We start from the raw sequence: 21,921 nt of genomic DNA, 5'->3' as shown, positions 1-21,921 counted from the left end.
AACTTAGACGTGCAGCAGCAGCGCGTCACCCTGGCCGCCGCCACCGCACAGCGCGGCCGCGCCCAGCCCGCCGCCGCGGCGGCGCAGCTCGTAGGCGAGGTGCACGGCCAGCCGCGCGCCGGACGCGCCGATCGGGTGGCCGAGCGCGATCGCGCCGCCGTCGACGTTCACGATGTCCTCGCGCAGGCCCAGCTGCTTGGTGGACACCACGCCGACCGCGGCGAACGCCTCGTTGATCTCCACGAGGTCCAGGTCCGACGCCGACTTGCCGGCCTTGGCCAGCGCCGCCTTGATCGCGTTGGACGGCTGCTCGTGCAGGCTCGCGTCCGGCCCGGCGACCACGCCGTGCGCGCCGATCTCGGCCAGCCACTCCAGGCCCAGCTCCTGCGCCTTGGCCTTGCTCATCACGACGACGGCCGCGGCGCCGTCGGAGATCTGCGACGACGAGCCCGCGGTGATCGTGCCGTCGGCGGCGAACGCCGCGCGCAGCTTCGCGAGCTCCTCGGGGGTGGTGTCCGGCCGCACGCCCTCGTCGGTGTCGAAGACGATCGGGTCGCCCTTGCGCTGCGGGATGGTGACCGGGGCGATCTCCTCGGCGAAGACGCCGTTCTTGATCGCCGCGGCGGCCCGCTGGTGCGAGCGGGCCGCGAACGCGTCCTGCTCCTCGCGGGTCACGCCGTAGCGGGTGTTGTACTTCTCCGTCGACGCGCCCATGGCGACCTGGTCGAAGGCGCAGAACAGGCCGTCGTAGGCCATGTGGTCGGCCATGGTCACGTCGCCGTACTTGAAGCCCGAGCGCGACTTCGCGAGCAGGTGCGGCGCCTGGGTCATCGACTCCTGGCCGCCGGCGACGACGATCTCGAACTCGCCGGCGCGGATGAGCTGGTCGGCCAGGGCGATCGCGTCCAGACCGGACAGGCAGACCTTGTTGACCGTCAGCGCGGGCACGTCCATCGGGATGCCGGCGGCGACCGCGGCCTGGCGCGCGGGGATCTGCCCGGCGCCCGCCGTCAGCACCTGGCCCATGATCGTGTACTGGACCTGCTCCGGCGCGACCCCGGCGCGCTCGAGTGCCGCCTTGATGGCGACGCCGCCCAGCTGCGCCCCGGAGAAGTCCTTGAGGGAGCCGAGCAGGCGGCCGATCGGGGTGCGCGCCCCGGCGACGATGACGGAACCGGACACAACAAGCCTCCAGCTGCTAGCGGTCGTTAACTTCACGGTACCCGGGGCGGCCCGGACGGACACCGTCCGATGTGAGTAGCCGCACAACCGGCCGGCGAGCTCCGGTATTACCTTGTCACGCATGGACGAGCTGAAGTCGTACGTCACGGCGATCGACCACGTCGGGATCGCGGTTCCCGACATGGACGAGGCGATCACGTTCTACCGCGACGTGCTCGGCCTCGAGCTCTACCACGAGGAGATCAACGAGTCCGAGGGCGTGCGCGAGGCGATGATGCGCCCGCCGGGCGGCGGCACCGGCACGGCCGTGCAGCTGCTCGCACCGCTCGGTCCGGACACGACGATCGGCAAGTTCCTCGCCCGCAAGGGGCCGGGTGTGCAGCAGGTGGCCTACCGGGTGTCCGACATCGACGCGGCCACGGACGCGTTGCGCGCCAAGGGTTTGCGCGTGATGCACGACAAGGCCATCACGGGGACGGCGAACAGCCGGGCGAACTTCGTGCACCCGAAGGACGCCGGCGGCGTGCTCATCGAGCTAGTGGAGCCGGGGCCGGAGGAGCGGTGAGCGCGCCGGCGATGAAGTCGACCTCGCGGTCGATCGTCTCGGCGCTGGCGGCGTTCGGGGTGCCGTCGTCGGCCTCGCCGTGCCGGGCGACGGAGTGCCGGTAGCTGACGGCCAGGGCGAGCAGCCCGGAGGCGGTGTCGACGGTCGCGACCGGGAGGCGGCCCATGCTCGCGGCCATGATCACGGCCCGGATCTGGTCCACGACGCGGCCGAACCGCTGCTGTAAGGCGTCGCGGACGGCGGTGTGCGTGTCGGCCTCGCGCCAGAGCAGGTGGGAGAGCAGGTAGGACGCGCGCAGCCGGGCGTCGAGCTCGGCGACGAGGCGGCGCAGGCTCGCGGCGACGTCGCCGGGGACGACCACCCCCATGGGGTCGATCCGCTCGTCGGGCAGCCGCTCGACGAGGGCGGTGAGCAGGTCGGGCTTGCGCTGGAAGTAGTAGTGCACGAGTCCCTTGGGGACGCCCGCGCGGGCGGCGATCTTCGAGGTGGGTGTGGCATCGAAGCCCGACTCGGCGAACAGCTCCTCGGCCGCGGCCAGGATCCGCTCGCGGGCGGACGGGTCGTCGTCCTTCTTCTTGGTCAGACGCATCTTCTACTGCCCCTTCTCGCAGGCGCGCGGCCCATAACGTAACCCGAAAGCCACGCCATGGGCCGCGCCGACTCGATCGAAGGGATCGGCCGCTAGTGCTGGCCGGCCACGCCGCTGCCGGCCTTGTGCGCGGCCTGCGCCAGCGGGAGCGCGGCCGCACCGACGATGACCGCCAGCGCGCCGATGATCCACGAGGACCAGGAGATGCCCGTGAAGTTCGTGTAGCCCATCACCCAGGGGGAGATGAACATGAGCACCCCGAGCACGATCTGGATGCCTTCGCTGTAGACCTGGCCGGGCACCGCCAGCGAGGCCAACCCGTCCAGGGCGACCAGCGCGCCCAGCACGATCATCGTCCACATCGCGGCGTTGTCGGTGTCCATCCAGATCGGGGACAGCAGCGCCACGACACCCAATACGACTTCCGCCCAGTCGTGCGGCCTGGTCCAAGGCCGGACGGTTGCGGAACCTGCCATCGAGACCACCTCCGTGTTTGTGGAGCCTCGAGGTCGATTCTGCGCCTTGGTTGGCCGGCCGGTCAAACCCTCCCGAGCGTCTCGTAGGTCACAATCGGGCCCGCCTGTGTGAGTACTCCCCTGCCGCCGGATCCCGGTTGTGTGGGCGTGCCTCATTGCGTGCTCATCGGTTGGTTTCTGCCGGAATCCGAGCGCTTCCGGTGACCGGCTCCTTCGAGTGACTCAGCCCTCAACCCGCTGGTTCTGTACCGTTACCGGTCGGTAACGTCGCTGTGCATGCGGAAGCTCCTCGACGCCATTCTCGCCGACGACCTGGCCGCGGTCGGCTCGTTGCCCGTGCCCGACTCCTACCGCGCGGTGACCGTGCACGCCGACGAGGTGGAGATGTTCGCCGGCGAGTCCACTCCGGACAAGGACCCGCGCAAGTCACTGCATGTCGACGAGGTCGCCACCCCCGAGCTCGGGCCCGGGGAGGCACTCGTCGTGGTCATGGCCAGCGCGGTCAACTACAACACCGTCTGGACGTCGATCTTCGAGCCGATGGACACGTTCGGCTTCCTCCGCCGGTACGGCAAGACGTCGCCGCTGGCCAAGCGGCACGACCTGCCCTACCACATCGTCGGCTCCGACCTCGCCGGCGTCGTGCTGCGAACCGGGCCCGGGGTCAACGCCTGGCAGCCCGGGGACGAGGTCGTCGCGCACTGCCTCAACGTCGAGCTCGAGCACCCCGACGGGCACGACGACACCATGCTCGACCCGGAGCAGCGCATCTGGGGCTTCGAGACGAACTTCGGCGGCCTCGCCGAGCTGGCGCTGGTCAAGTCCAACCAGCTCATGCCCAAGCCGGCCCACCTGACCTGGGAGGAAGCCGCCTGCCCGGGCCTGGTCAACTCCACCGCCTACCGCCAGCTCGTCACGCGCAACGGAGCCGGCATGAAGCAGGGCGACACGGTGCTGATCTGGGGGGCGTCGGGCGGCCTCGGCTCCTACGCGACGCAGTTCGCGCTCAACGGGGGCGCCACGCCGGTCTGCGTGGTCGGCAGCGAGCAGAAGGCCGAGATCTGCCGGTCGATGGGCGCGGAGCTGATCATCGACCGGAACGCGGAGGGTTACAAGTTCTGGAAGGACGACGTCACCCAGGACCCGAAGGAGTGGAAGCGGTTCGGCGCCCGGATCCGGGAGCTGACCGGCGGGGACGACCCCGACATCGTGTTCGAGCACCCGGGTCAGGAGACGTTCGGCGCGAGCGTGTACGTGGCCAGGAAGGGCGGCACGATCGTCACCTGTGCGTCGACCAGTGGATTCCTCCATCAGTACGACAACCGGTACCTCTGGATGAACCTGAAGAGGATCATCGGCTCGCACTTCGCGAACTACCGCGAGGCGTGGGAGGCGAACCGGTTGATCGCCAAGGGGAAGATCCACCCGACACTGTCCAGTGTGTACCCGCTGGAGCAGACCGGGCAGGCCGCGCAGGACGTGCACCGCAACGCGCACCAGGGCAAGGTCGGCGTCCTCTGCCTTGCGCCGGAGGAAGGTCTGGGCGTGCGCAACCACGAGCTGCGCGAGCGCCACCTAACGGAGATCAACCGTTTCCGCGGCGTGTAACGGTATTACCACCAGCCGGGGCCGGTCAGGGTAGCGTGGGCGCATGGCGTTAGGTGAGGAGCGCGACCTCGTACCGCTGGGAGCCGGATTCGACATCACCAAGCGCGGCTACAGCCGCGTTCAGGTGGAGGAGCATCTCGAGCAGCTGGACGGCCAGCTGAAGCTGCTCGCGGCCGACCGCAACGCGGCCGCGGCGCAGGCGGCCGAGCTCACCGCGCAGCTCGAGGTCGCCCGCACGACGATCGACGAGCTCCGCGGGCAGATCGAGCGGCTCTCCATGCCGCCGACCACGATGGAGGGTCTGTCCGAGCGCCTCCAGCGCATGCTCCGCCTCGCTCAGGAGGAGCGCGAGGAGGTCAACGCCAAGGCCAGGACCGAGGCCGAGCACATCCGCGCCGACGCCGAGGCCGACGCCGCGAAGCTGCGCGCCCAGTACGAGAAGCAGCTCGCCGAGCTCGACGAGCGTCGCAAGGCCATGGAGGCCGAGCACGCGGGCGTGATGGAGAAGGCGCGCGCCGACGCCAAGGAGATCACCGACCTGGCGGAGGCCGAGCGCAGGAAGCTGGACGCCGAGGCCGAGCAGCGCCGCGCCACGGTCGAGGAGGACTTCGAGATCGCGATGGCGTCGCGGCGCACCGAGTCGATGCGCGGGCTCGCCGAGCAGGAGGCGACCTCGAAGTCCGAGGCCGAGCGCCGGGTCCGCGAGGCCAAGGAGGAGGCCAACCGCCGCCGGCACGAGGCGATGACCGAGTCGTCCGCACGCCTGCAGGAGGCCGCCGACGAGGCGCACCGCCGCGTCCGCGAGGCCACCGAGGAGGCCAACCGCCGGATCAACCACGCGGCGAAGCGGGTCAACGCGCTGCGCCAGCTCCGCACCCGGGTCGCCGAGCAGCTCGCGTCCGCCCGCAACCTCGTGGCCGACGCGCACGAGAGCCTCGAGCTGGCCACGCCCGCGTTCGAGTTCCTGCCCGAGGAGAAGGACGCCGCCGACCGGCAGGGCCCCGCGCGCAGGTCGGCCGACCCGGTGCCCGGCCCGCCGCAGGAACAGTGGGAGGGCGCGGACGACACCGAGCTCTCCGCGGCCGAGACGAAGCTCTCCGCGGCCGAGACGAAGCGGATGTCGCCGGCCAACCCCAGCGGGCGGTAGCCGCTACTCGCCGATGTCCTCGTACCAGAGCTCGGGGTGCGCGGCGATGAAGTCGGTCATCAGCTCCACGCAGCGGGCGTCGTCGACGATCGTGATCTCCACGCCGTGCTCGGCGAGCCAGTCGTGGCCACCGGAGAACGTCGTCGCCTCGCCGACGACCACGCGCGGGATCGCGAACTGGCGGACCAGGCCGCTGCAGTACCAGCACGGCGAGAGCGTCGTCACCATCGTCGTGTCGCGGTAGTGCCGCCGCCGGCCCGCGTTGCGGAAGGCGGCCGTCTCCGCGTGCATCGAGGGGTCGCCGTCCTGCACCCGGCGGTTGTGCCCGCGGCCCAGCACCTCGCCGTCGGGGCCGATCAGCGCGGCGCCGATGGGGATGCCGCCCTCCGACAGGCCCTGCCGTGCCTCGGCGACCGCGACCCCGATCATCGCCTGAAGATCCATTGCCTCATTGTGCGATCGGGTCACTCCTCGCGGTAGGTTTACGCGCGAGTAGATAGCACGCCCGGGAGGCAACATGGCGGCTTACCAGACCGTTGTCGTCGGCACGGACGGGTCGGACTCCTCGTTCGCCGCGGTCGACCGCGCCGCGCGGATCGCCGCGGACTCGGACGCGACGCTGGTCATCGCGTGCGCGTACCACCCCGCCCGCGCCGCGGACGTGTCCCGCGCGCAGGACGAGCTGGGCGACGACGCCGCGTACCAGGTCGTCGGGTCGGCGCCGGCCGAGGACTCCGTCCGCACGGCCACCGAGCGCGCCAAGCGGGCGGGCGCGGTGAAGATCGACACCGTCGTGGTGGACGGCGAGCCCGTGCCCACGCTGGCCAAGGTGGTCGGCGAGCGGTCGGCCGACCTGCTGGTCGTCGGCAACCGCGGGCTCAACACGCTCGCCGGCCGGATCCTCGGCTCGGTCCCGTCGGAGGCGGCGCGCAAGTCCAAGGTCGACGTCCTCATCGTGCACACGACGTAGCGGGCTTGCGAGCGAACCATGTCACAGAGCGAGGGTGACCTCGACGAGCTGCAGCGGCGCATCGAGGGCATCCTGCTCGGCGGCGACCGCGAGTACACCCGCGCCGAGGTCGCCGAGCGCTCCGGCGTGCCGCTCGAGCGGGCCACCGCGCTCTGGCGCGCGCTCGGCTTCGCGACCGCCGACGACGACGCGGCGGTGTTCACCGAGGGCGACGTCCGCGCGCTGCGGACGGTCAACGAGCTGATCCAGTCCGGGCTCATCGAACCGTCCGTCGCGATCTCCAGCGCGCGGATGATCGGCCAGCACATGTCGCGGCTGGCCGAGTCGCAGGTGCTGATGCTGCGTGACGTCGTCGGCGCCAACCCGGAGCTCGCCGACGAGCGCCAGCTCGGCCGGCTGGTCGAGCACCTGACGCCGGACCTCGAGCAGCTGCAGGACTTCGTGTGGCGCCGGCACCTCGCGGCCTACTCCGTGCGCCGGCTCGTGTCCGCCGGCGAGCAGATCGAGGAACGCCGGCAGGTCGTCGGGTTCGCCGACATGGTCGGCTTCACGAGCCTCACCCGGCGCTCGACGGAGGCCGAGCTCGTCGCGGTCGTCGACCGGTTCGACGCGCTCGCGGCCGAGGTCGTCGCGGACCACCACGGCCGGATCGTGAAGATGCTCGGCGACGAGGTGATGTTCGTGGCCGACTCCCCCGCCGACGGCGCGGAGATCGCGCTGGACCTGCTCGAACGGGCCGACGCGGCGCAGGGCATGCCGCCGCTGCGGGCCGGGCTCGCGCTCGGCCGGGTGCTCAACCGGTTCGGCGACATCTACGGCTCGGTGGTCAACATCGCGAGCCGGCTGACCTCGATCGCCCGCCCCGGCAGCGTGCTCGTCGACCGCGAGCTGGCCGGCGAGCTCGCCGACGCGGACGGCTACACGCTCCGGCACCGGCGACCCGTGTCGGTCCGCGGCTACGCGCGGCTGCGCTCGTCGAGCCTGCGCCGCGCGGGCGACGAGAAGCCCTCGCACGCCGACTCCGCGCAGCGGTTGGCCGCCGACCTGCTCGGCCTGGCCGGCGACGACCCGGAGGAGCCGCACATCCCGCTCGAGCCCGACGACGAGTCCGACGACGAGTCCGACGACGAGCGGCCGCGGCGGCACCGGCGCAAGCGGCGTTAGCGCTCGAGCCAGCCGCCGACCACGGCCGCGAGCTCGCCGGGGACCTCGAGCGGCGCCAGGTGCCCGGCGCCGGGCAGCTCGACGAGGGTGCCGCGCGGCAGCGCGTCGACCATCGCGGCGGCCTCCTCCCCCGGGATCAGCGCGTCCTCGGCGCCGCGCACGACCAGGGCCGGCACGTCGGCGGCGCGCAGCACGTCGAACGAGTCCGGCCGCGCGGCCATCGCGCGCTGGGCCCACGCCACGGCGGCCGGCGGCTGGTCGGCGATCAGCCGGCGCATGGCGGCCTCGGCCTCGGGCCGCTTCTCCAGCGTGGTCGGGCCGAGCAGCGTGGTGAGCATGTCGTCGGCGAGCCAGCCGATGCCCTCGGCCTCCGCACGCTCGGCGTTCGCGTGCCGCTTGGCTCGCGCCTGCGCGGTGTCGGCCGACGCCTTCGTGTTGATCAGCACCAGCCCGGCGACCCGGTCCGGCGCGCGCCGCAGCAGCGCCATCGCGACGTAACCGCCCATCGAGCAGCCGCCGACGATCGCGCGCTCGATACCGCGCCGGTCGAGCGCCGCGAGCACGCTCGCGGCCGCCTCGGCCAGGTCGGGTACTGCGGCCGTCGGCGCGCCGCCGAACCCGGGCAGCTCGGGCGTGACGAGCCGGTCCCCGAAAGCGGGGCGAACGCCGTCCCACATCCGCGAGTCGAGGGGAAATGCGTGCAGCAGGACCAGAGGATCAGACGAATGCACGTCACCATCCTGCACCGCCGAATGACATGATGCGGGACATGCCCCTCAGCGTCCGAGCCGACCTCGCAACCCTCCCGGACTACGTGCCGGGCCGCAAGATTCCCGGCGCGATCGTGCTGTCCAGCAACGAAGTCGCGACTCCCCCACCGGAGTCGGTGGTCGCCGCCATCACCGCCGCGGCCACCGAGGTGAACCGGTACCCGCAGATGGCCAACGACGACGTGCTGGCCCGCACCGCCGCGTACCTGGGCGTGCCGGACGACCAGGTGGCGATCGGCGCCGGATCGGTGGCGCTCGGCCAGCAGTTCGTGCAGGCCATGTGCGCCGAGGGCCAGGAGGTCATGTTCGCCTGGCGGTCGTTCGAGGCGTACCCGATCATCACGCAGATCGCCGGCGCGCGGGGCGTGAAGGTGCCGCTCACCGCCGACTACCGGCACGACCTGGACGCCATGGCGGCCGCGATCACCGGCGACACCCGGCTGGTCTTCATCGCGAACCCGAACAACCCGACCGGCACGACGCTGCACGCCGCCGAGCTGACGCGCTTCCTCGACAACGTGCCCGACCACGTGCTGGTCGTGCTGGACGAGGCGTACCGAGAGTTCATCACCGACTCCACCGTGCCCGACGGCCTGGAGCTCGCGGCCGGGCGGCCGAACGTCGCCGTGACGCGGACGTTCTCGAAGGCGTACGGGCTGGCCGGCCTGCGGGTCGGCTACTCGGTCGCGCCGCCGGAGGTGACGGCCGCGGCCCGCAAGGTGGGCATCCCGTTCGCGGTGAGCCGGGTGGCGCAGGCCGCGGCGGTCGCGGCGATGGACGCGGCGGACGAGCTGCTCGCCCGCTGCCGGCCGGTGGCCGCCGAGCGGGAGCGCGTGCACGCCGCCCTCGTGGACATGGGCTACGAGGTGCCGCCGTCGCAGGCCAACTTCGTGTGGCTGCCGCTGGGCGACAAGACGGCGGCGTTCAACGAGCACTGCCTGGGGCAGAAGGTCGTGGTCCGGGCGTTCGTCGGGGAAGGGGCACGAGTGACGGTGTCCGGGTTGACGGAGGAGAACGACGCTTTCCTGGCCGCGGCGCGCTCGTTCGCCGGCTGACTCGCCGGTGGCTCAGGCCGCGACGAGGTGCGGCCGGGTGACCTGCTGCGCGGCGTGCGCGCGGGCGCGCTCGGCGAACTGCCGCCGCGCGGTGGCGACGCGGCGCCAGTGCCCGACCCGCTCGGTGGCGGCCGACGAGCTGAAGTTGGCCAGCGTCTCGGCGGCGCGCGCGGCGGACTCGATCTCGACGGCGGCGGCGCCGTACTGGCCCGCGTCGATGAGCGAGTAGGCGCGCCGCATCTCGGACTGGGCGGTCGCGTAGATGGCGTAGGCGGTCAGGTTGTCTGCCAGGGAACCGAGTGGGTGCGACATCGGACTCTCCGCTCTGGTGTGTCGTGCTCCTTCACTGACACGTCGAAGCACCGACGCCCGGATAGACATCCCGCGCCAAGGTTTTCTTACGGTTTTTCGGCTACCAGTACCGGCTCGTCGGGCGGCGGCGGTGGCGGGCCTGCCAGCAGGACTCGTGCCAGTGGCGCCGGTCGGCCACGCCGCCGGAGTCGTCCGCCGGCCAGACCACCACGTGCGCGGTGCCGGGGCGGATCTCGTGGTCGCAGCCAGGGCAGCGGTACGTCTTCGTCGTCTGGGTGCCGGTCACGCGGCGGACCAGCCAGTCGCCGTCCGTGGCCTCCTCGAGCTGCTGCCACCCACCCGGGAGCGGGCGCGGCTGGTCGGCCCGGCGGGCCCGCCGGTCACGGTTACGACGAGGCACGCCGAGTCACGGTAGCGGCAGGGCACAATGGTGCCGTGCCGACATACGAGTTCCGCTGCCACGACTGCGCCACGACGTTCGACGTGCAGCGGCCCATGAGCGCGTCGTCCGAGCCGGCGACCTGCCCGCAGGGCCACACGAACACCGTCAAGCTCCTGTCCACGATCGCGCTGACCGGCGCCGCGGGTGACGGCGCGAGCATGCCCGTCGGCGGCGGCGGGTGCTGCGGCGGAGCATGCGGCTGCGGCTGAGCTACCGGTAGTCGCGGAAGCCCTTGCCGGTCTTGCGGCCCAGCCGGCCCGCGGTGACCAGGTGCTCCAGCAGCGGCGCGGGCGCGAACCCCGCGTCGCGGAACTCGTAGTACAGCGTCCGCTCGATCGCGAGCGACACGTCCAGCCCCACCACGTCCAGCAGCTCGAACGGGCCCATCGGCAGGCCGCAGCCGACCTTCATCGCCGTGTCGATGTCGTCGGCCTCCGCGTAGTGCGCCTCCAGCATCTTCACCGCGTCGTTCAGGTACGGGAACAGCAGCGCGTTGACGATGAACCCCGCCCGGTCCGCACAGTGCACCGGATGCTTGCCGACCCGCCGGCACACCGCCCGCGCGGTCGCCACCACGTCGTCGGCGGTCGCGATCGTCGAGACGATCTCCACGAGCTTCATCACCGGGGCCGGGTTGAAGAAGTGCAGCCCGACGACGTCGGCCGGCCGCGAGGTCGCCGCCGCGCACTCGATCACCGGCAGCGAGGAGGTCGTGGTCGCGAGGATCGCGCCCGGCTTGACCACCTCGTCCAGCGCGCCGAACACCGCGCGCTTGATCGACAGCTCCTCGGCGACCGCCTCGATCACCAGGTCGCAGTCGGCGAGCTCGTCGAACTCGACGACGCCGCGGATCCGGCCGAGCACCGCCTCGCGGTCCTCTTCGGACAGCCGGCCCTTGACCACCTGCCGGTCCAGCGACTTGCGCACCGCGCCCAGCGCCGCGTCCGCCTTGACCGCGGAGCGCGCCCGAAGCACGACGTCGACGCCCTTCTTCGCGAACACCTCCGCGATACCGGTGGCCATCGTCCCGGTGCCGACCACGCCGGCCCGCTGAACGTCCCGTGTGGACACGTCGGCACCGGCGGCCGGGAGCGGGGTCAGCGGATCGGCCACCACGGTCGGCGAGTCGACGCCGTCGTAGGTGTAGAAACCGCGCCCGGACTTACGGCCGAGCAGGCCCGCCGTGATCATCTGCCGCAGGATCGGCGCCGGCGCGTGCAGGCGGTTGCGGGACTGGCGGTACATCGTCTCGAGGATCTCGTAGGCGGTGTCCAGCCCGATGAGGTCGAGCAGCGCGAGCGGGCCCATCGGGTAGCCGCAGCCGAACCGCATGGCGGCGTCGAGATCCTCGCGGGTGGCGTAGCGCGACTCGTACATCGACACGGCGTGGTTGAGGTAGCCGAACAGCAGCGCGTTGGCGATGAAGCCGGCCCGGTCGCCGATGACCACGGGCTCCTTGCCGAGCTTGCGGGCGAAGGCCTCGACGTCGGCGACGACGTCCGGCTCGGTCACGACCGTGCGCACGATCTCGACGAGCTTGAGCACCGGCGCGGGGTTGAAGAAGTGCAGACCGACGACCTTGCCGGGCCGCCCGGTGTGCACGCCGATCTCGGTGACCGACAGCGAGGAGGTGTTCGACGCGAGGATCACGTCCGGCCGGCAGACCTCCTCGAGCTCGGTGAAGATCCGGGCCTTGAGCTCGAGGCTCTCCGGGATCGCCTCGATCACGAGGTCCGCCTCGGCCAGGTCGGCGAGGTCGGTCGTGTAGGTGATCCGGCCGAGTAGCGCCTTTCGCGCGGCGTCGTCGAGCTTGCCGCCGGAGCGGGCCCGGTCCGTGGAGTGCTCGAGGTGCTCGCGGGCGCGCGCGATGCAGTCGGCGTCGAGCTCGACACCGACCACCCGGATGCCCGTGCGGGCGACGACCTCGGCGATGCCGGCACCCATGGTGCCCAGCCCGACCACGCCGACGCATCCGAACTCGCGTGCCATGCCAACCTCCGGAGACCGACGAACCGGATAGGCGGGATGCTACCTGTCAGTAACTAATATCGCGGGCCGGTCGTGTTCCGCCTCACGGGCGGCGCGCGTCACGCCTTCGGCAGGGTCGTGATCAGGGTCTTCGCGAGGTTGATCGTGGGTTTGCAGGGGTCGTCGCCCTTCGCGGCATCCAGCTTGTCGTAGAAGAGATGCACGATCTCGGTGTCGTCGCCCTCGAACTGGCGGTGCCCCCACTGCAGCTCGCAGGTGCCGGGGGACGACGTGGTCGTGGACGTGTAGCCGGTGATGCCGCCGCCGAGGGAGACGGGGTGGCCGTCGGAGCCCTTGGCGGGGTCGAAGCCGAGGCGCAGCCAGACGCCGAGGTTGGCGGCGCTGCTGTGCCAGTTGCACCAGTGGATGTTGTAGGGCGCACCGGCGTCCACGCCGTCGCCCAGCGCGGTGCGGAGCGTGTCGTCCTCGACGACCTCGCAAGGGTCGAGGACGAGGAGCGTGCCCTTGGCCTCCGGGTACGCGGGCGGGTCGTTCCGGATGAGGTCGACGACGCCGGTCAGCACGGTGCGGCCGGCGTCGCAGAGGTCCTTGGCCTCGCCGCCGGCCTGGACGGTGATGCCGAAGGCGGGCAGCGTCGAGGTGATGACGGTCTGGAAGCAGGCCTCGCCGGAGTCGAGCTCGTTCTCGATGGCGGGCAGGCCACCGATCTGCTGGTCGGCGGACTGCGAGTTGCTGACGTTCTCGCCGACGGTGAGCGTGATGTTGAGCCCGTCGCCCGCGGGGTCCTTCATGTAGTTGGCACAGGAGGCGAAGTCGCTGCGGTCGTTGTCCACCGGGTCGCCGACGCTGGCGAGGATGTCCTTGGTGAGCAGCCCGCAGGGGTCGAGGGTGCGGAGCTTCTCGTTGGTGAAGGCGGGATCATTTGTCTGCGGCTCGCCGTTGTTGGCGGAACCCCCGCCGCCCGCGGTCTGCCCGGCGGGCACCGTGGTGCGCTGGAAGGTGACCTTGGCCGTGTCGACCGCACCCCCGCACCCGACGAGAACGACCGCCAGCAAACCGGCGGCCGCGATCAGCAGAGGTCCCCTCACAGGTGCACCGTATCCAGTCGTCGCCACCGGCGTCCGGCGAACCTTGTCAGAACAGGCGGAACTCGTCGGAGTCCAAGCCGCGTAGGGCGTCGTAGTCCAGCGTCACGCAGCGGATTCCCCGGTCCTCGGCCAGGGTGCGGGCCTGGGGCTTGATCTGCTGGGCCGCGAAGACGCCCGCCACCGGGGACAGGAGCGGGTCGCGGTTCAGCAGGTCCAGGTAGCGGGTCAGCTGCTCCACCCCGTCCAGCTCGCCGCGCCGCTTGATCTCCACGGCCACCGTCGCGCCGGCGGCGTCGCGGCACAGGATGTCCACCGGGCCGATGGCGGTGGGGTACTCGCGGCGGATCAGCGAGTACCCGTCGCCGAGGGTCGTGATGTGTTCGGCCAGCAGCGCCTGCAGGTGGGCCTCGACGCCGTCCTTCACCAGGCCCGGCTCGGCGCCCAGCTCGTGCTTCGAGTCGTGCAGGACCTCCGCCAGCGTGATCACCAGCTTCTCGCCGGCCTTGTTCTGCACGGTCCACGTGCCCGGCTCCTCGGTCAGCCAGCACGGCGGGCTCATCCAGTTCAACGGCTTGTACGCCCGGTCGTCCGAGTGCACGGACACCGAACCGTCCGCCTTCACCAGCAGCAGCCGGGTCGCCATGGGAAGGTGAGCGGTGAGCCGGCCGGCGTAGTCGACCTGGCAGCGAGCGATCACGAGACGCACGCACGGCAGGCTAGCCGACCGCGGCGCCCCATCCGGGGACGCCCGCTCGACCGCGCGCCGCGGAGGTCGACCGGTCAAGAGTCCGCCGCCCCGGGCGACGGTTCCGTCGTTAGTCCGGCCAGGCCGGCTTGCGCTTCTCCAGGAAGGCGGCCATGCCCTCGCGCGCGCCGGGGAGCTGGGACGCCGACGCCATGACCTCCAGGGCGATCGCGTACGCGTCCGCCTCCGGGCGGTCCAGCTGGGCGTACACGGTCTGCTTGCCCATCGCCTTGCTGGCCCGGCTCCCCCGCGTCGCCCGGGCCAGCAGCGCGTCGACCGCGGCGTCGAGGTCCTCGTCGGGGACGACCTGGTTCACCAGGCCCCACTCCAGCGCGGTGGCGGCGTCGACCACGTCACCCGTCAGCACCATCTCCATCAGGCGCTTGCGGCCGATCGACCGGGCCACCGGCACCGCCGGCGTGTGGCAGAACCAGCCGCCCTTCCCGCCCGGCAGCGCGAAGCCGGCGGACGACGCGGCGACAGCCAGGTCGCACGACGCCACCAGCTGGCAGCCGGCCGCCGTCGCGAGGCCGTGCACCCGCGCGATCACCACCTGCGGGATCGACTGGATCGTCTGCATGAGCGACGTGCACAGGCCCAGCAGGTCGCGCACCCCCATCAGGTCGCGCGACGCCACGTCGCGGAAGTCGTGCCCGGCCGAGAACACCGGACCCTCGCCGGCCAGCACGACCCCCGTTGCGGACGAGGATCCCGCGGCACGGAACGCGTCGACCAGCTCCGCGAGGTGCTCGTAGGTCAGCGAGTTCCGCCGCGCCGGCCGGTTCATCGTGATGCGAACCGTGTCGCCGTCGGTCTTGACCAGCAGGTGTTCGTACATACCGCCAGGCTAGCCGCGGTCGAGCACCGCCTGCAGGAACGTGCGGGTCCGCTCGTGGTCGGGCTCGGTGAACAGCTTGTCCGGCGGCGCGTCCTCGACGATCTGGCCGGCGTCGAACATCAGCACCCGGTCCGACACGTCGCGCGCGAAGTTCATCTCGTGCGTGACGCAGAGGAACGTGATGTCCGTCGTCTCCGCGATGTCCTTGAGCAGCTTGAGCACGCCGGCCACCAGCTCCGGGTCCAGTGCCGAGGTCACCTCGTCGAGCAGCAGCACGTCCGGGCGCATCGCGAGCGCCCGGGCGATCGCCACCCGCTGCTGCTGGCCACCGGAGAGCTGCGACGGGTGCGCGTCCACCTTCTCCGACAGGCCGACCAGCTCCAGCAGATCGCGGGCCCGCTCCTCGGCCTCGACCCGGGAGAGGCCGAGCACGCGGATCGGCGCCTCGGTGATGTTCTGCAGCACCTTCATGTTCGGGAACAGGTTGAACTGCTGGAACACCATGCCGATCCGCTTGCGGACCACCCGCTGGTGCTTGTCGTCGGCCGGCACGAGGTCATCGCCGCGCTTCATGTGCGACAGGCACTCGCCGCCGACCCAGATCTTGCCGTCGGTCACCTGCTCGAGGGTCATCAGCAGCCGCAGGATCGTCGTCTTGCCCGAGCCGCTCGGCCCGATCAGGGTGACGAACTCCCCCGGCTTGACCGCGAAGTCCAGCTCGTTGAGCACGACGACGTCGCCGAACTTCTTCACGACGTTGTCGAAGTGGATCATGACGTCAGTTGCTGCGTGCGACACGTCGCTCCAACCGTCGGACGAGTAGCGATGCCGAGTAGCTCAGCACGAGGAACAGGACACCGGCGATCGTGATCGGCTCGACGTACCGGAAGTTCGCCGAGCCCTCCTGGTAGGCCGCGCCCACGATGTCCAGCACGCCGATCGTCAGCAGGATCGGCGTCTCCTTGAGCAGGGAGATCGAGTAGTTGCCCAGCGCCGGCAGCACCCGCGGGATCGCCTGCGGCAGGATCACCGCGAACCAGGTCCGGCCGCGCGGCATGCTGAGCGCGGTCGCCGCCTCCCACTGGCCCTTGGGCACCGCCTCGATGCCCGCCCGGTACACCTCGGCGGTGTAGGTCGCGTAGTGCAGGCCGATCGTGATCACGCCTGTCGGCACCGGATCGAGCGTGATCCCGATGTTCGGCAGGACGAAGAACATGAAGAAGACCTGCACGATCAGCGGGGTGCTGCGGACGAACTCGATGAAGGCCCAGACGATCCAGCGCACGGCCGCGAACGGCGACCGGCGCAGGAGCGCCAGGACGAGCCCGATCACGTAGGCCACCAGCGAGGCGAACACGGTCACCTCGAGGGTGATCAGCAGGCCCTCGCCGACGATGCCCGGCAGGACTTCCCAGGCATAGGCCCAGTCCCAGTTCACGGCACCGGCCCCCCTCCGCCGATGCCGAGCTGCGCATCGGCGGCGACCCGCAGGCCGCGGTCACGGGCCGCCTGGCTGGGCCCGCGACCGACGATCCGCCCGGCCCACCGCTCCAGGACCTTCATGCCGAGGGTGATCAGGATCGCCAGCACCAGGTAGAACAAGAGCAGCACGGTCCAGATCACCCCGGCCTGTGACGTGAACACGTCCATCAGCACGTTGCGCGCCTGGTTGGTCATCTCCGGCACGGCGATGATCGTCAGCAGCGCGCTGCCCTTGAGCAGCTGGATGAACAGGTTGTTGAACGGCGGCACCATCTCCACCAGCGCCTGCGGCAGGATGACGCGCCGCATGCGCTGGACGGGTGTCAGGCTGAGCGCGATCGCGCCCTCGTACTGGGCGCGGGGCACCGACTGGATGGCGCCGCGGACGATCTCGGCGCCGTACGCGCCGAAGTTGAGGCCCAGCACGAGGATGCCCGCCACCAGCGGCACGATCTGGTAGCCGACGAGGATCGGCAGCACGAAGTAGATCCAGAACAGCTGGACCACCTCGGACGTGCCGCGCCAGATCTCGACGTAGATCCGCGCGATGACGCGGACCGTCCGCGAGCTGGACAGCATCGCGAGGCCGAACACGAACGAGAGCACGGCCGCGATCGCGATGCCGCCCAGTGTCGCCGCGACGGTCTCCCCCAGACCGGCGAGGATGGTCGACACGAACTCCGGCAGGTTGTCGAACATCGACCCGTGCCTAGCCCTGGCAGAGCTTCTCGGTGGTCACGTCGTCGGGCACCTCGTTGGCCTCGGTGAACCCGAACGGTTCGGTGATCTTGAGCCACTCGCCGCTGTCCTGCAGCTTCTTCAGCTCCTTGTTGAAGGCGTCCACGAGGTCCTTGTCGTCCTTGCGGAACACGAAGCCGCCGGCCTGGATCTGCTCCTTGCCGTCGACCACCGGCACGAAGCCCTCGGTCACCTCGAGCGGCGCGCTCGGATTGTCCTCGAGCAGGCGGCGCAGCGTGATGTCGGTCAGCGCGCCGCAGTAGGCACGCTTGGTCGTGAGCGCCTGCAGCAGCTCGGGCGGGCCGTCGTAGGTCTGGATCTTGTCCGCGGCGATGCCGACGCCCTTGGCCACGGCCTGCTCGACCGTGCCGGACACCACGGCGATCGTCTCGCCCTTCGCCTTCAGGTCGTCGAAGTTGTTGATTCCCTTGGGATTTCCCTTGGGCACGAGCAGGGCCGTCGGGGTCACGTAGTCGACGATGGAGAACTGGGCGTTCTTGCAGCGGTCGGGCAGGATCGCCATGCCGGCGGCGACCATGTCGAACTGGCCCGCGTTCAGCGCCTGGATCAGCTGCCCGAACTCGACCTGCTTGGCCTCCACCTTGCCGATGCCCAGCGCCTTGTAGACGGCCTTCGCGACCTCCGGCGCCTCGCCCGTGACCTCGCCGTTCTCGGTGTACCCGTAGGGTATTTCGCCGGCGATGCCGACCTTGATGGAGCCGGCGTCCTTCGCGCGCTGGAGCGCGCCACCCTCGCCCTGCTGCGGTACCTCCGAGCACCCGGCGAGCACGGCCGGGCCGCCGAGGGCGACCACTCCCGTCACCGCGCTCAACCTGAGGAAGTCCCGCCGTGTCCTACGTTCCGTGGCCATCGTCGTCAGTCCTTTTCATACGGCGCGCGTCAGTGTCCTTGGAGACCACCGAACGTAGGGGCATCGTCTGACCCGGTCAAAGATCCGGGAAAGATCAAACGTGTGCCGTTAGCAAACCGAGACCTACTGACATTCCCGGGAACTCTCCTAGCCCGCGCAGGCACGCTCCGTCGTCAGGTCGGGCGGCGGCACGTGATCCTCGGTGAGGCCGAACGGGGCCACGATGGCCAGCCAGTCGCCGCTCTCGTGCAGGTCACGCAGGCGATTGTTGAACGAGTCGAGGAGGTCGGCCGACTCCTTCGGGAAGCCGTAGGCGCCCACGAGCGGCAACCGGTTCGGCGGCGCGAACGGCTTCGCGGTGGCGAGCGCGCCGCCGGAGGACTTGACCAGCTCCCGCGCGCTGAGGTCGTCGAACGCCGCGCAGTCGGCCTGGCCGGACCTGACGGCGTCCATCATCGCGGTCGGTTCGGGCAGCGGGACGATGCTCGCCGCCGCCAGGCCCGCGGACGCGGCGTCGGCCTGCTCGGGCAGTTGTGCCATCACGGCGACCTTCGCGCCCTTGGCCTGCACGTCCGCGTAGGTGCTCAGACCCTTGGGGTTGCCGGACGGCACGATGAACGCGGTCCCGGACACGTAGTCGGGAACGGAGAACGACAGCGTGTCGCAGAGGTCCTTGCGGACCGCGAGCCCGCCGACCATGTCGAGCTGCCCCGCCGCGAGCGCGGGCGCGAGTACCTGCTCGTCCCGCATGAGCTGGATCTTGATGTCGGTCACGCCGAGCTGCCCCAGGACCGCGCGGGCGACCTCGGGCACCGGGCCGGTGATCTCGCCGCCCTGCTCGATCGTGTACGGCTGGTAGTTCAGGATCCCGATCGTGACGAGCCGCGGGGACTCGGGGGCGGACGCCTCCGCCGCGCGGGTCGCCTCCGGGTCGGGACGCGGTGAGCCGCCGACGCGCGACGAGCAACCGACCGTGGCGGCGGCGCCGAGAACCGTTGTGCCGTAAAGGAACCGCCGCCGCGTCACGGCCATGAGGTCACCCCGCTGTCTGTCCACCCTCGGCAGGAATCCCGTGCGCCTCCCGGACCACGGCGACGATCTCGTTCATGATCCCGGTGAGCTCGTAGTCCTTGGGCGTGAACACCCTAGCGACGCCGCGCTCGCGCAGGACCGCGGCATCCCGCGGCGGCACGATGCCCCCGACCACGACCGGCACGTCGTCCGCGCCCGCCGCGCGCAGGCCCTCGACGACCTCGGGCACGACCGCGAGGTGCGAACCGGACAGGATGGACAAGCCCACGACGTGCACGCCCTCCTGCACGGCGGCCGCCACGATCTGCTCCGGGGTGAGCCGGATGCCCTGGTACACGACCTCGAAGCCGACGTCGCGGGCGCGCACGGCGATCTGCTCGGCACCGTTGGAGTGGCCGTCGAGGCCGGGCTTGCCGACCAGCATGCGCAGCCGGCCGCCGAGCCGCTCGCCGGTCGCCCGGACCCGGTCGCGGACCGCGGTGAGCTCGCCCGCGGCCTCGCCGGACAGCTCCCCCGACGCCGATGCCCCGGAGACCCCGGTCGGCGCGCGGTACTCGCCGAACACGTCGCGCAGCGCCCCGGCCCACTCCCCCGTCGTGACGCCGGCCCGCGCGCACGCGAGCGTGGCCTCCATGAGGTTCGCGTCGGTGCGCGCCGCCGACGTCAGCAGCTCGAGCGCCTTGTCCACTTCGGACTGGTTGCGCGCCGCCCGCCACTTCTTGATCGCGTCGACGGCCTCCTGCTCGACCTCGGGCTTGATCGTCTCGATGATCCCCTCGCCCTCGAGCGGGCTGTCCTCGGTGGTGTCGAACCGGTTCACCCCGACGACGACCTCCTCGCCGGCCTCGATCCGCCTGCGCCGCTCGGCGAGCGAGCCGACGAGCTGGGTCTTCATGTAGCCGCTCTCCACCGCGGCCACCGCGCCGCCCATCTCCTGGACCCGCTCTATCTCCGCCTTCGCGCCCGCGACGATCTCGTCCACCTTGGACTGGATCACGGTTGAGCCGGCGAAGATGTCCTCGTACTCCAGCAGGTCCGTCTCGTACGCGAGCACCTGCTGCATGCGCAGCGCCCACTGCTGGTCCCACGGGCGGGGCAGGCCGAGCGCCTCGTTCCACGCGGGCAGCTGGATCGCCCGGGCCCGGGCGTCGCGGGACAGCGTGACCGCGAGCATCTCCAGCACGATGCGCTGCACGTTGTTCTCCGGCTGCGCCTCGGTCAGGCCGAGCGAGTTGACCTGCACGCCGTAGCGGAACCGCCGGTGCTTCGGGTTCTCGACGCCGTAGCGCTCGCGGGTGATCTCGTCCCAGAGCTGGGCGAAGGCCCGCATCTTGCACATCTCCTCGACGAACCGCACGCCGGCGTTGACGAAGAAGGAGATGCGCGCGACGACGTCGCCCATCTTGTCCTGCGGCACCTGCCCGGAGTCGCGGACGGCGTCGAGCACGGCGATGGCCGTGCACATCGCGTAGGCGACCTCCTGGACCGGCGTCGCGCCGGCCTCCTGCAGGTGGTAGCTGCAGATGTTGGTGGGGTTCCACCGCGGCACGCAGCCGACCGTCCACGCGACCATGTCGGTGATCAGCCGCAGGCTCGGTCCGGGCGGGAAGACGTAGGTGCCGCGGGAGAGGTACTCCTTGATGATGTCGTTCTGCGTGGTGCCGGCGAGCTTGGCGACGACCTCGTGCCAGTCCCCGCCGGCCTGTCCGGCCTGCTCCTGGGCGAGGGAGACGTAGAGCGCGAACAGCCACATGGCCGTCGCGTTGATCGTCATCGAGGTGTTGGCCTCGGCGAGCGGGATGCCGTCGAAGAGCTGCCGCATGTCGCCGATGTGGCCGATCGGCACGCCGACCTTGCCGACCTCGCCGCGCGAGAGCACGTGGTCGGGGTCGTATCCGGTCTGGGTGGGCAGGTCGAAGGCCACGGAGAGACCGGTCTGCCCCTTGGCGAGGTTGCGCCGGTAGAGCCGGTTGGACGCCGCCGCCGAGGAGTGCCCGGCGTAGGTCCGCATCACCCACGGGCGGTCCCGCTCGTCATCGGTCGGATACGGCATCGGACACCTCCGTCGACGATTGGTCTACTGAGCGTACTGAGCGGTAACCGCTTCCACCGGGTGCAATTCCTCACAAGCCCGCTACCTTCGCGGCCATGGCTCCCGCCGGGCGCGAGTTCCGCCTCTACCGCTACACCGGCCTGCTGTGCCGGCACGACCTGCTGGTGCGCGTCGACCGGCCCGCGTACTCGAACGCCGACCAGGGCGCCGAGGACGCGGCCGACGACTTCGCCGACTCGGCCGCGGCGCACCTGCGCGAATGGTGGGCGCGGCGGCTGCTGCGGCGCGACTGCACGGGCGAACACCGGTCCGAGCTGCTGGGCACGATGGACGGCGACCCACCGACGGACGGCGCGCTGGACGGCGCGGGGCTGCGCCACTGCCGCGTGTGGGTGGCCCACCACGCCGACCCGCGGTGGATCGTCGTCGGCGAGGCGGCGTCGGAGGCGGAGTTCTGGACCGCGGTAGCCGACGACGACCGATCGGTCCCCGAGCGCCCGGCCGCCGCACACGACGTCTACCTCCTCACGGTCGAGGACGGCCGCGGCGATCTCACCGACGCGTAGCGCGGCCGGGCTTTCACCCGATTGAATACAGCGGCGACACCCGGGGCTGGGTGAGTAGAAGGACAACCACACATGAGACGAATGTCGAGAACGGCCCTCGGAGTCGTCGCGGCGGCCGCCGCGGCTCTGGTGGCCAGCGCCGCACCCGCGGTCGCGATCAACAGCTACAACGCGACCCCGGCGCCGGAGCGCACGGAGGTCGGCGCGCTCGTGGCCACGTGGGACGACGACGAGAACCC

General features: G+C 71.2%; 25 protein-coding genes. 8 read left to right on the top strand and 17 right to left on the bottom strand.

Features of this window, described 5'->3' with window-relative positions:
• Positions 1–3: 3 nt before the first annotated feature.
• Positions 4–1,182, bottom strand: coding sequence for an acetyl-CoA C-acetyltransferase (locus tag VH969_RS01435; protein WP_331969032.1), 1,179 nt, complete (start codon positions 1,180–1,182; stop codon positions 4–6).
• A 121-nt stretch (positions 1,183–1,303) separates the two neighbouring features.
• On the opposite strand from VH969_RS01435, the gene mce reads away from it, so the two are divergent.
• Positions 1,304–1,747 carry a methylmalonyl-CoA epimerase gene (mce, locus tag VH969_RS01430; RefSeq protein WP_331969029.1) on the top strand — a complete coding sequence of 148 codons (444 nt, stop codon included), beginning with the start codon at positions 1,304–1,306 and terminating at the stop codon, positions 1,745–1,747.
• Here the strand turns inward: mce and VH969_RS01425 are convergent.
• Together VH969_RS01425 and VH969_RS01420 are read right to left on the bottom strand one after the other, a co-directional pair.
• A complete protein-coding gene (locus VH969_RS01425; protein ID WP_331969026.1) occupies positions 1,710–2,336 on the bottom strand; it encodes a TetR/AcrR family transcriptional regulator in 627 nt (208 codons plus the stop codon). The genes mce and VH969_RS01425 overlap by 38 nt on opposite strands.
• A gap of 92 nt (positions 2,337–2,428) precedes the next feature.
• The gene (locus tag VH969_RS01420) at positions 2,429–2,812 is read right to left on the bottom strand and encodes an SPW repeat protein (protein WP_331969023.1); all 384 of its coding nucleotides are present in this window, start codon (positions 2,810–2,812) and stop codon (positions 2,429–2,431) included.
• A gap of 276 nt (positions 2,813–3,088) precedes the next feature.
• Here VH969_RS01420 and ccrA point away from each other — a divergent pair, with 276 nt between their 5' ends.
• The gene (gene ccrA / locus VH969_RS01415) at positions 3,089–4,420 is read left to right on the top strand and encodes a crotonyl-CoA carboxylase/reductase (protein ID WP_331969020.1); all 1,332 of its coding nucleotides are present in this window, start codon (positions 3,089–3,091) and stop codon (positions 4,418–4,420) included.
• 43 nt (positions 4,421–4,463) lie between these two features.
• Complete coding sequence (locus tag VH969_RS01410) at positions 4,464–5,567, top strand: chromosome segregation protein (protein ID WP_331969017.1); 1,104 nt, start codon at positions 4,464–4,466, stop codon at positions 5,565–5,567.
• Between the two features lie 3 nt (positions 5,568–5,570).
• Here VH969_RS01410 and VH969_RS01405 read toward each other — a convergent pair whose 3' ends face one another.
• Complete coding sequence (locus tag VH969_RS01405) at positions 5,571–6,011, bottom strand: nucleoside deaminase (protein WP_331969014.1); 441 nt, start codon at positions 6,009–6,011, stop codon at positions 5,571–5,573.
• A 73-nt stretch (positions 6,012–6,084) separates the two neighbouring features.
• Between VH969_RS01405 and VH969_RS01400 the strand changes: the two genes are divergently transcribed.
• The gene (locus VH969_RS01400; protein ID WP_331969011.1) at positions 6,085–6,537 is read left to right on the top strand and encodes a universal stress protein; all 453 of its coding nucleotides are present in this window, start codon (positions 6,085–6,087) and stop codon (positions 6,535–6,537) included.
• Between the two features lie 18 nt (positions 6,538–6,555).
• On the top strand, positions 6,556–7,701 hold the full coding sequence (locus VH969_RS01395; RefSeq protein WP_331969007.1) for an adenylate/guanylate cyclase domain-containing protein: 1,146 nt from the start codon (positions 6,556–6,558) through the stop codon (positions 7,699–7,701).
• On the opposite strand, the gene VH969_RS01390 is transcribed toward VH969_RS01395, so the two are convergent.
• Positions 7,698–8,432 carry an alpha/beta fold hydrolase gene (locus tag VH969_RS01390; RefSeq protein WP_331969004.1) on the bottom strand — a complete coding sequence of 245 codons (735 nt, stop codon included), beginning with the start codon at positions 8,430–8,432 and terminating at the stop codon, positions 7,698–7,700. The genes VH969_RS01395 and VH969_RS01390 overlap by 4 nt on opposite strands.
• Before the next feature lie 38 nt (positions 8,433–8,470).
• On the opposite strand from VH969_RS01390, the gene hisC reads away from it, so the two are divergent.
• The gene (gene hisC / locus VH969_RS01385) at positions 8,471–9,526 is read left to right on the top strand and encodes a histidinol-phosphate transaminase (RefSeq protein ID WP_414638410.1); all 1,056 of its coding nucleotides are present in this window, start codon (positions 8,471–8,473) and stop codon (positions 9,524–9,526) included.
• A gap of 12 nt (positions 9,527–9,538) precedes the next feature.
• Here hisC and VH969_RS01380 read toward each other — a convergent pair whose 3' ends face one another.
• Together VH969_RS01380 and VH969_RS01375 are read right to left on the bottom strand one after the other, a co-directional pair.
• A complete protein-coding gene (locus tag VH969_RS01380; RefSeq protein ID WP_331968998.1) occupies positions 9,539–9,838 on the bottom strand; it encodes a hypothetical protein in 300 nt (99 codons plus the stop codon).
• A gap of 100 nt (positions 9,839–9,938) precedes the next feature.
• Positions 9,939–10,238 (bottom strand): Rv1322 family protein, encoded by a 300-nt coding sequence (locus VH969_RS01375; protein WP_331968995.1) that lies wholly within the window; start codon positions 10,236–10,238, stop codon positions 9,939–9,941.
• Positions 10,239–10,273: 35 nt separating this feature from the next.
• On the opposite strand from VH969_RS01375, the gene VH969_RS01370 reads away from it, so the two are divergent.
• Positions 10,274–10,489 carry an FmdB family zinc ribbon protein gene (locus tag VH969_RS01370; RefSeq protein WP_331968992.1) on the top strand — a complete coding sequence of 72 codons (216 nt, stop codon included), beginning with the start codon at positions 10,274–10,276 and terminating at the stop codon, positions 10,487–10,489.
• A 1-nt stretch (position 10,490) separates the two neighbouring features.
• On the opposite strand, the gene VH969_RS01365 is transcribed toward VH969_RS01370, so the two are convergent.
• The 10 genes from VH969_RS01365 to VH969_RS01320 form a co-directional block, all read right to left on the bottom strand.
• Positions 10,491–12,269 carry a 3-hydroxyacyl-CoA dehydrogenase family protein gene (locus VH969_RS01365; protein WP_331968989.1) on the bottom strand — a complete coding sequence of 593 codons (1,779 nt, stop codon included), beginning with the start codon at positions 12,267–12,269 and terminating at the stop codon, positions 10,491–10,493.
• Between the two features lie 98 nt (positions 12,270–12,367).
• Positions 12,368–13,357, bottom strand: a complete 990-nt coding sequence (locus tag VH969_RS01360; protein WP_331968986.1) for a DUF3558 family protein — start codon at positions 13,355–13,357, stop codon at positions 12,368–12,370.
• 46 nt (positions 13,358–13,403) lie between these two features.
• Entirely contained in the window at positions 13,404–14,063 is a 660-nt protein-coding gene (nucS, locus tag VH969_RS01355; RefSeq protein WP_331968983.1) for an endonuclease NucS, read from the bottom strand.
• Positions 14,064–14,172: 109 nt separating this feature from the next.
• Positions 14,173–14,940: an enoyl-CoA hydratase-related protein gene (locus VH969_RS01350; protein ID WP_331968980.1), complete on the bottom strand. Its 768-nt coding sequence runs from the start codon at positions 14,938–14,940 to the stop codon at positions 14,173–14,175.
• Positions 14,941–14,949: 9 nt separating this feature from the next.
• Positions 14,950–15,714, bottom strand: coding sequence for an ectoine/hydroxyectoine ABC transporter ATP-binding protein EhuA (gene ehuA, locus VH969_RS01345; protein ID WP_331968977.1), 765 nt, complete (start codon positions 15,712–15,714; stop codon positions 14,950–14,952).
• 4 nt (positions 15,715–15,718) lie between these two features.
• Positions 15,719–16,378, bottom strand: a complete 660-nt coding sequence (gene ehuD / locus VH969_RS01340; protein ID WP_331968974.1) for an ectoine/hydroxyectoine ABC transporter permease subunit EhuD — start codon at positions 16,376–16,378, stop codon at positions 15,719–15,721.
• Positions 16,375–17,121 (bottom strand): ectoine/hydroxyectoine ABC transporter permease subunit EhuC, encoded by a 747-nt coding sequence (gene ehuC / locus VH969_RS01335; protein ID WP_331968970.1) that lies wholly within the window; start codon positions 17,119–17,121, stop codon positions 16,375–16,377. Before ehuC ends, ehuD begins: the two co-directional genes overlap by 4 nt.
• Before the next feature lie 10 nt (positions 17,122–17,131).
• Entirely contained in the window at positions 17,132–18,031 is a 900-nt protein-coding gene (ehuB, locus tag VH969_RS01330) for an ectoine/hydroxyectoine ABC transporter substrate-binding protein EhuB (RefSeq protein ID WP_331968966.1), read from the bottom strand.
• Between the two features lie 147 nt (positions 18,032–18,178).
• Entirely contained in the window at positions 18,179–19,063 is an 885-nt protein-coding gene (locus tag VH969_RS01325) for a transporter substrate-binding domain-containing protein (RefSeq protein WP_331968962.1), read from the bottom strand.
• 4 nt (positions 19,064–19,067) lie between these two features.
• Positions 19,068–21,116 (bottom strand): ethylmalonyl-CoA mutase, encoded by a 2,049-nt coding sequence (locus VH969_RS01320; protein ID WP_331968959.1) that lies wholly within the window; start codon positions 21,114–21,116, stop codon positions 19,068–19,070.
• Between the two features lie 95 nt (positions 21,117–21,211).
• Here VH969_RS01320 and VH969_RS01315 point away from each other — a divergent pair, with 95 nt between their 5' ends.
• Positions 21,212–21,682 (top strand): hypothetical protein, encoded by a 471-nt coding sequence (locus tag VH969_RS01315; RefSeq protein WP_331968956.1) that lies wholly within the window; start codon positions 21,212–21,214, stop codon positions 21,680–21,682.
• The last annotated feature ends 239 nt before the right edge of the window (positions 21,683–21,921 follow it).

Source organism: Actinophytocola sp. (assembly GCF_036555685.1).
Classification (GTDB): Bacteria; Actinomycetota; Actinomycetes; order Mycobacteriales; family Pseudonocardiaceae; genus Actinophytocola.
This window is presented reverse-complemented; position numbering and strand designations above follow the sequence as displayed.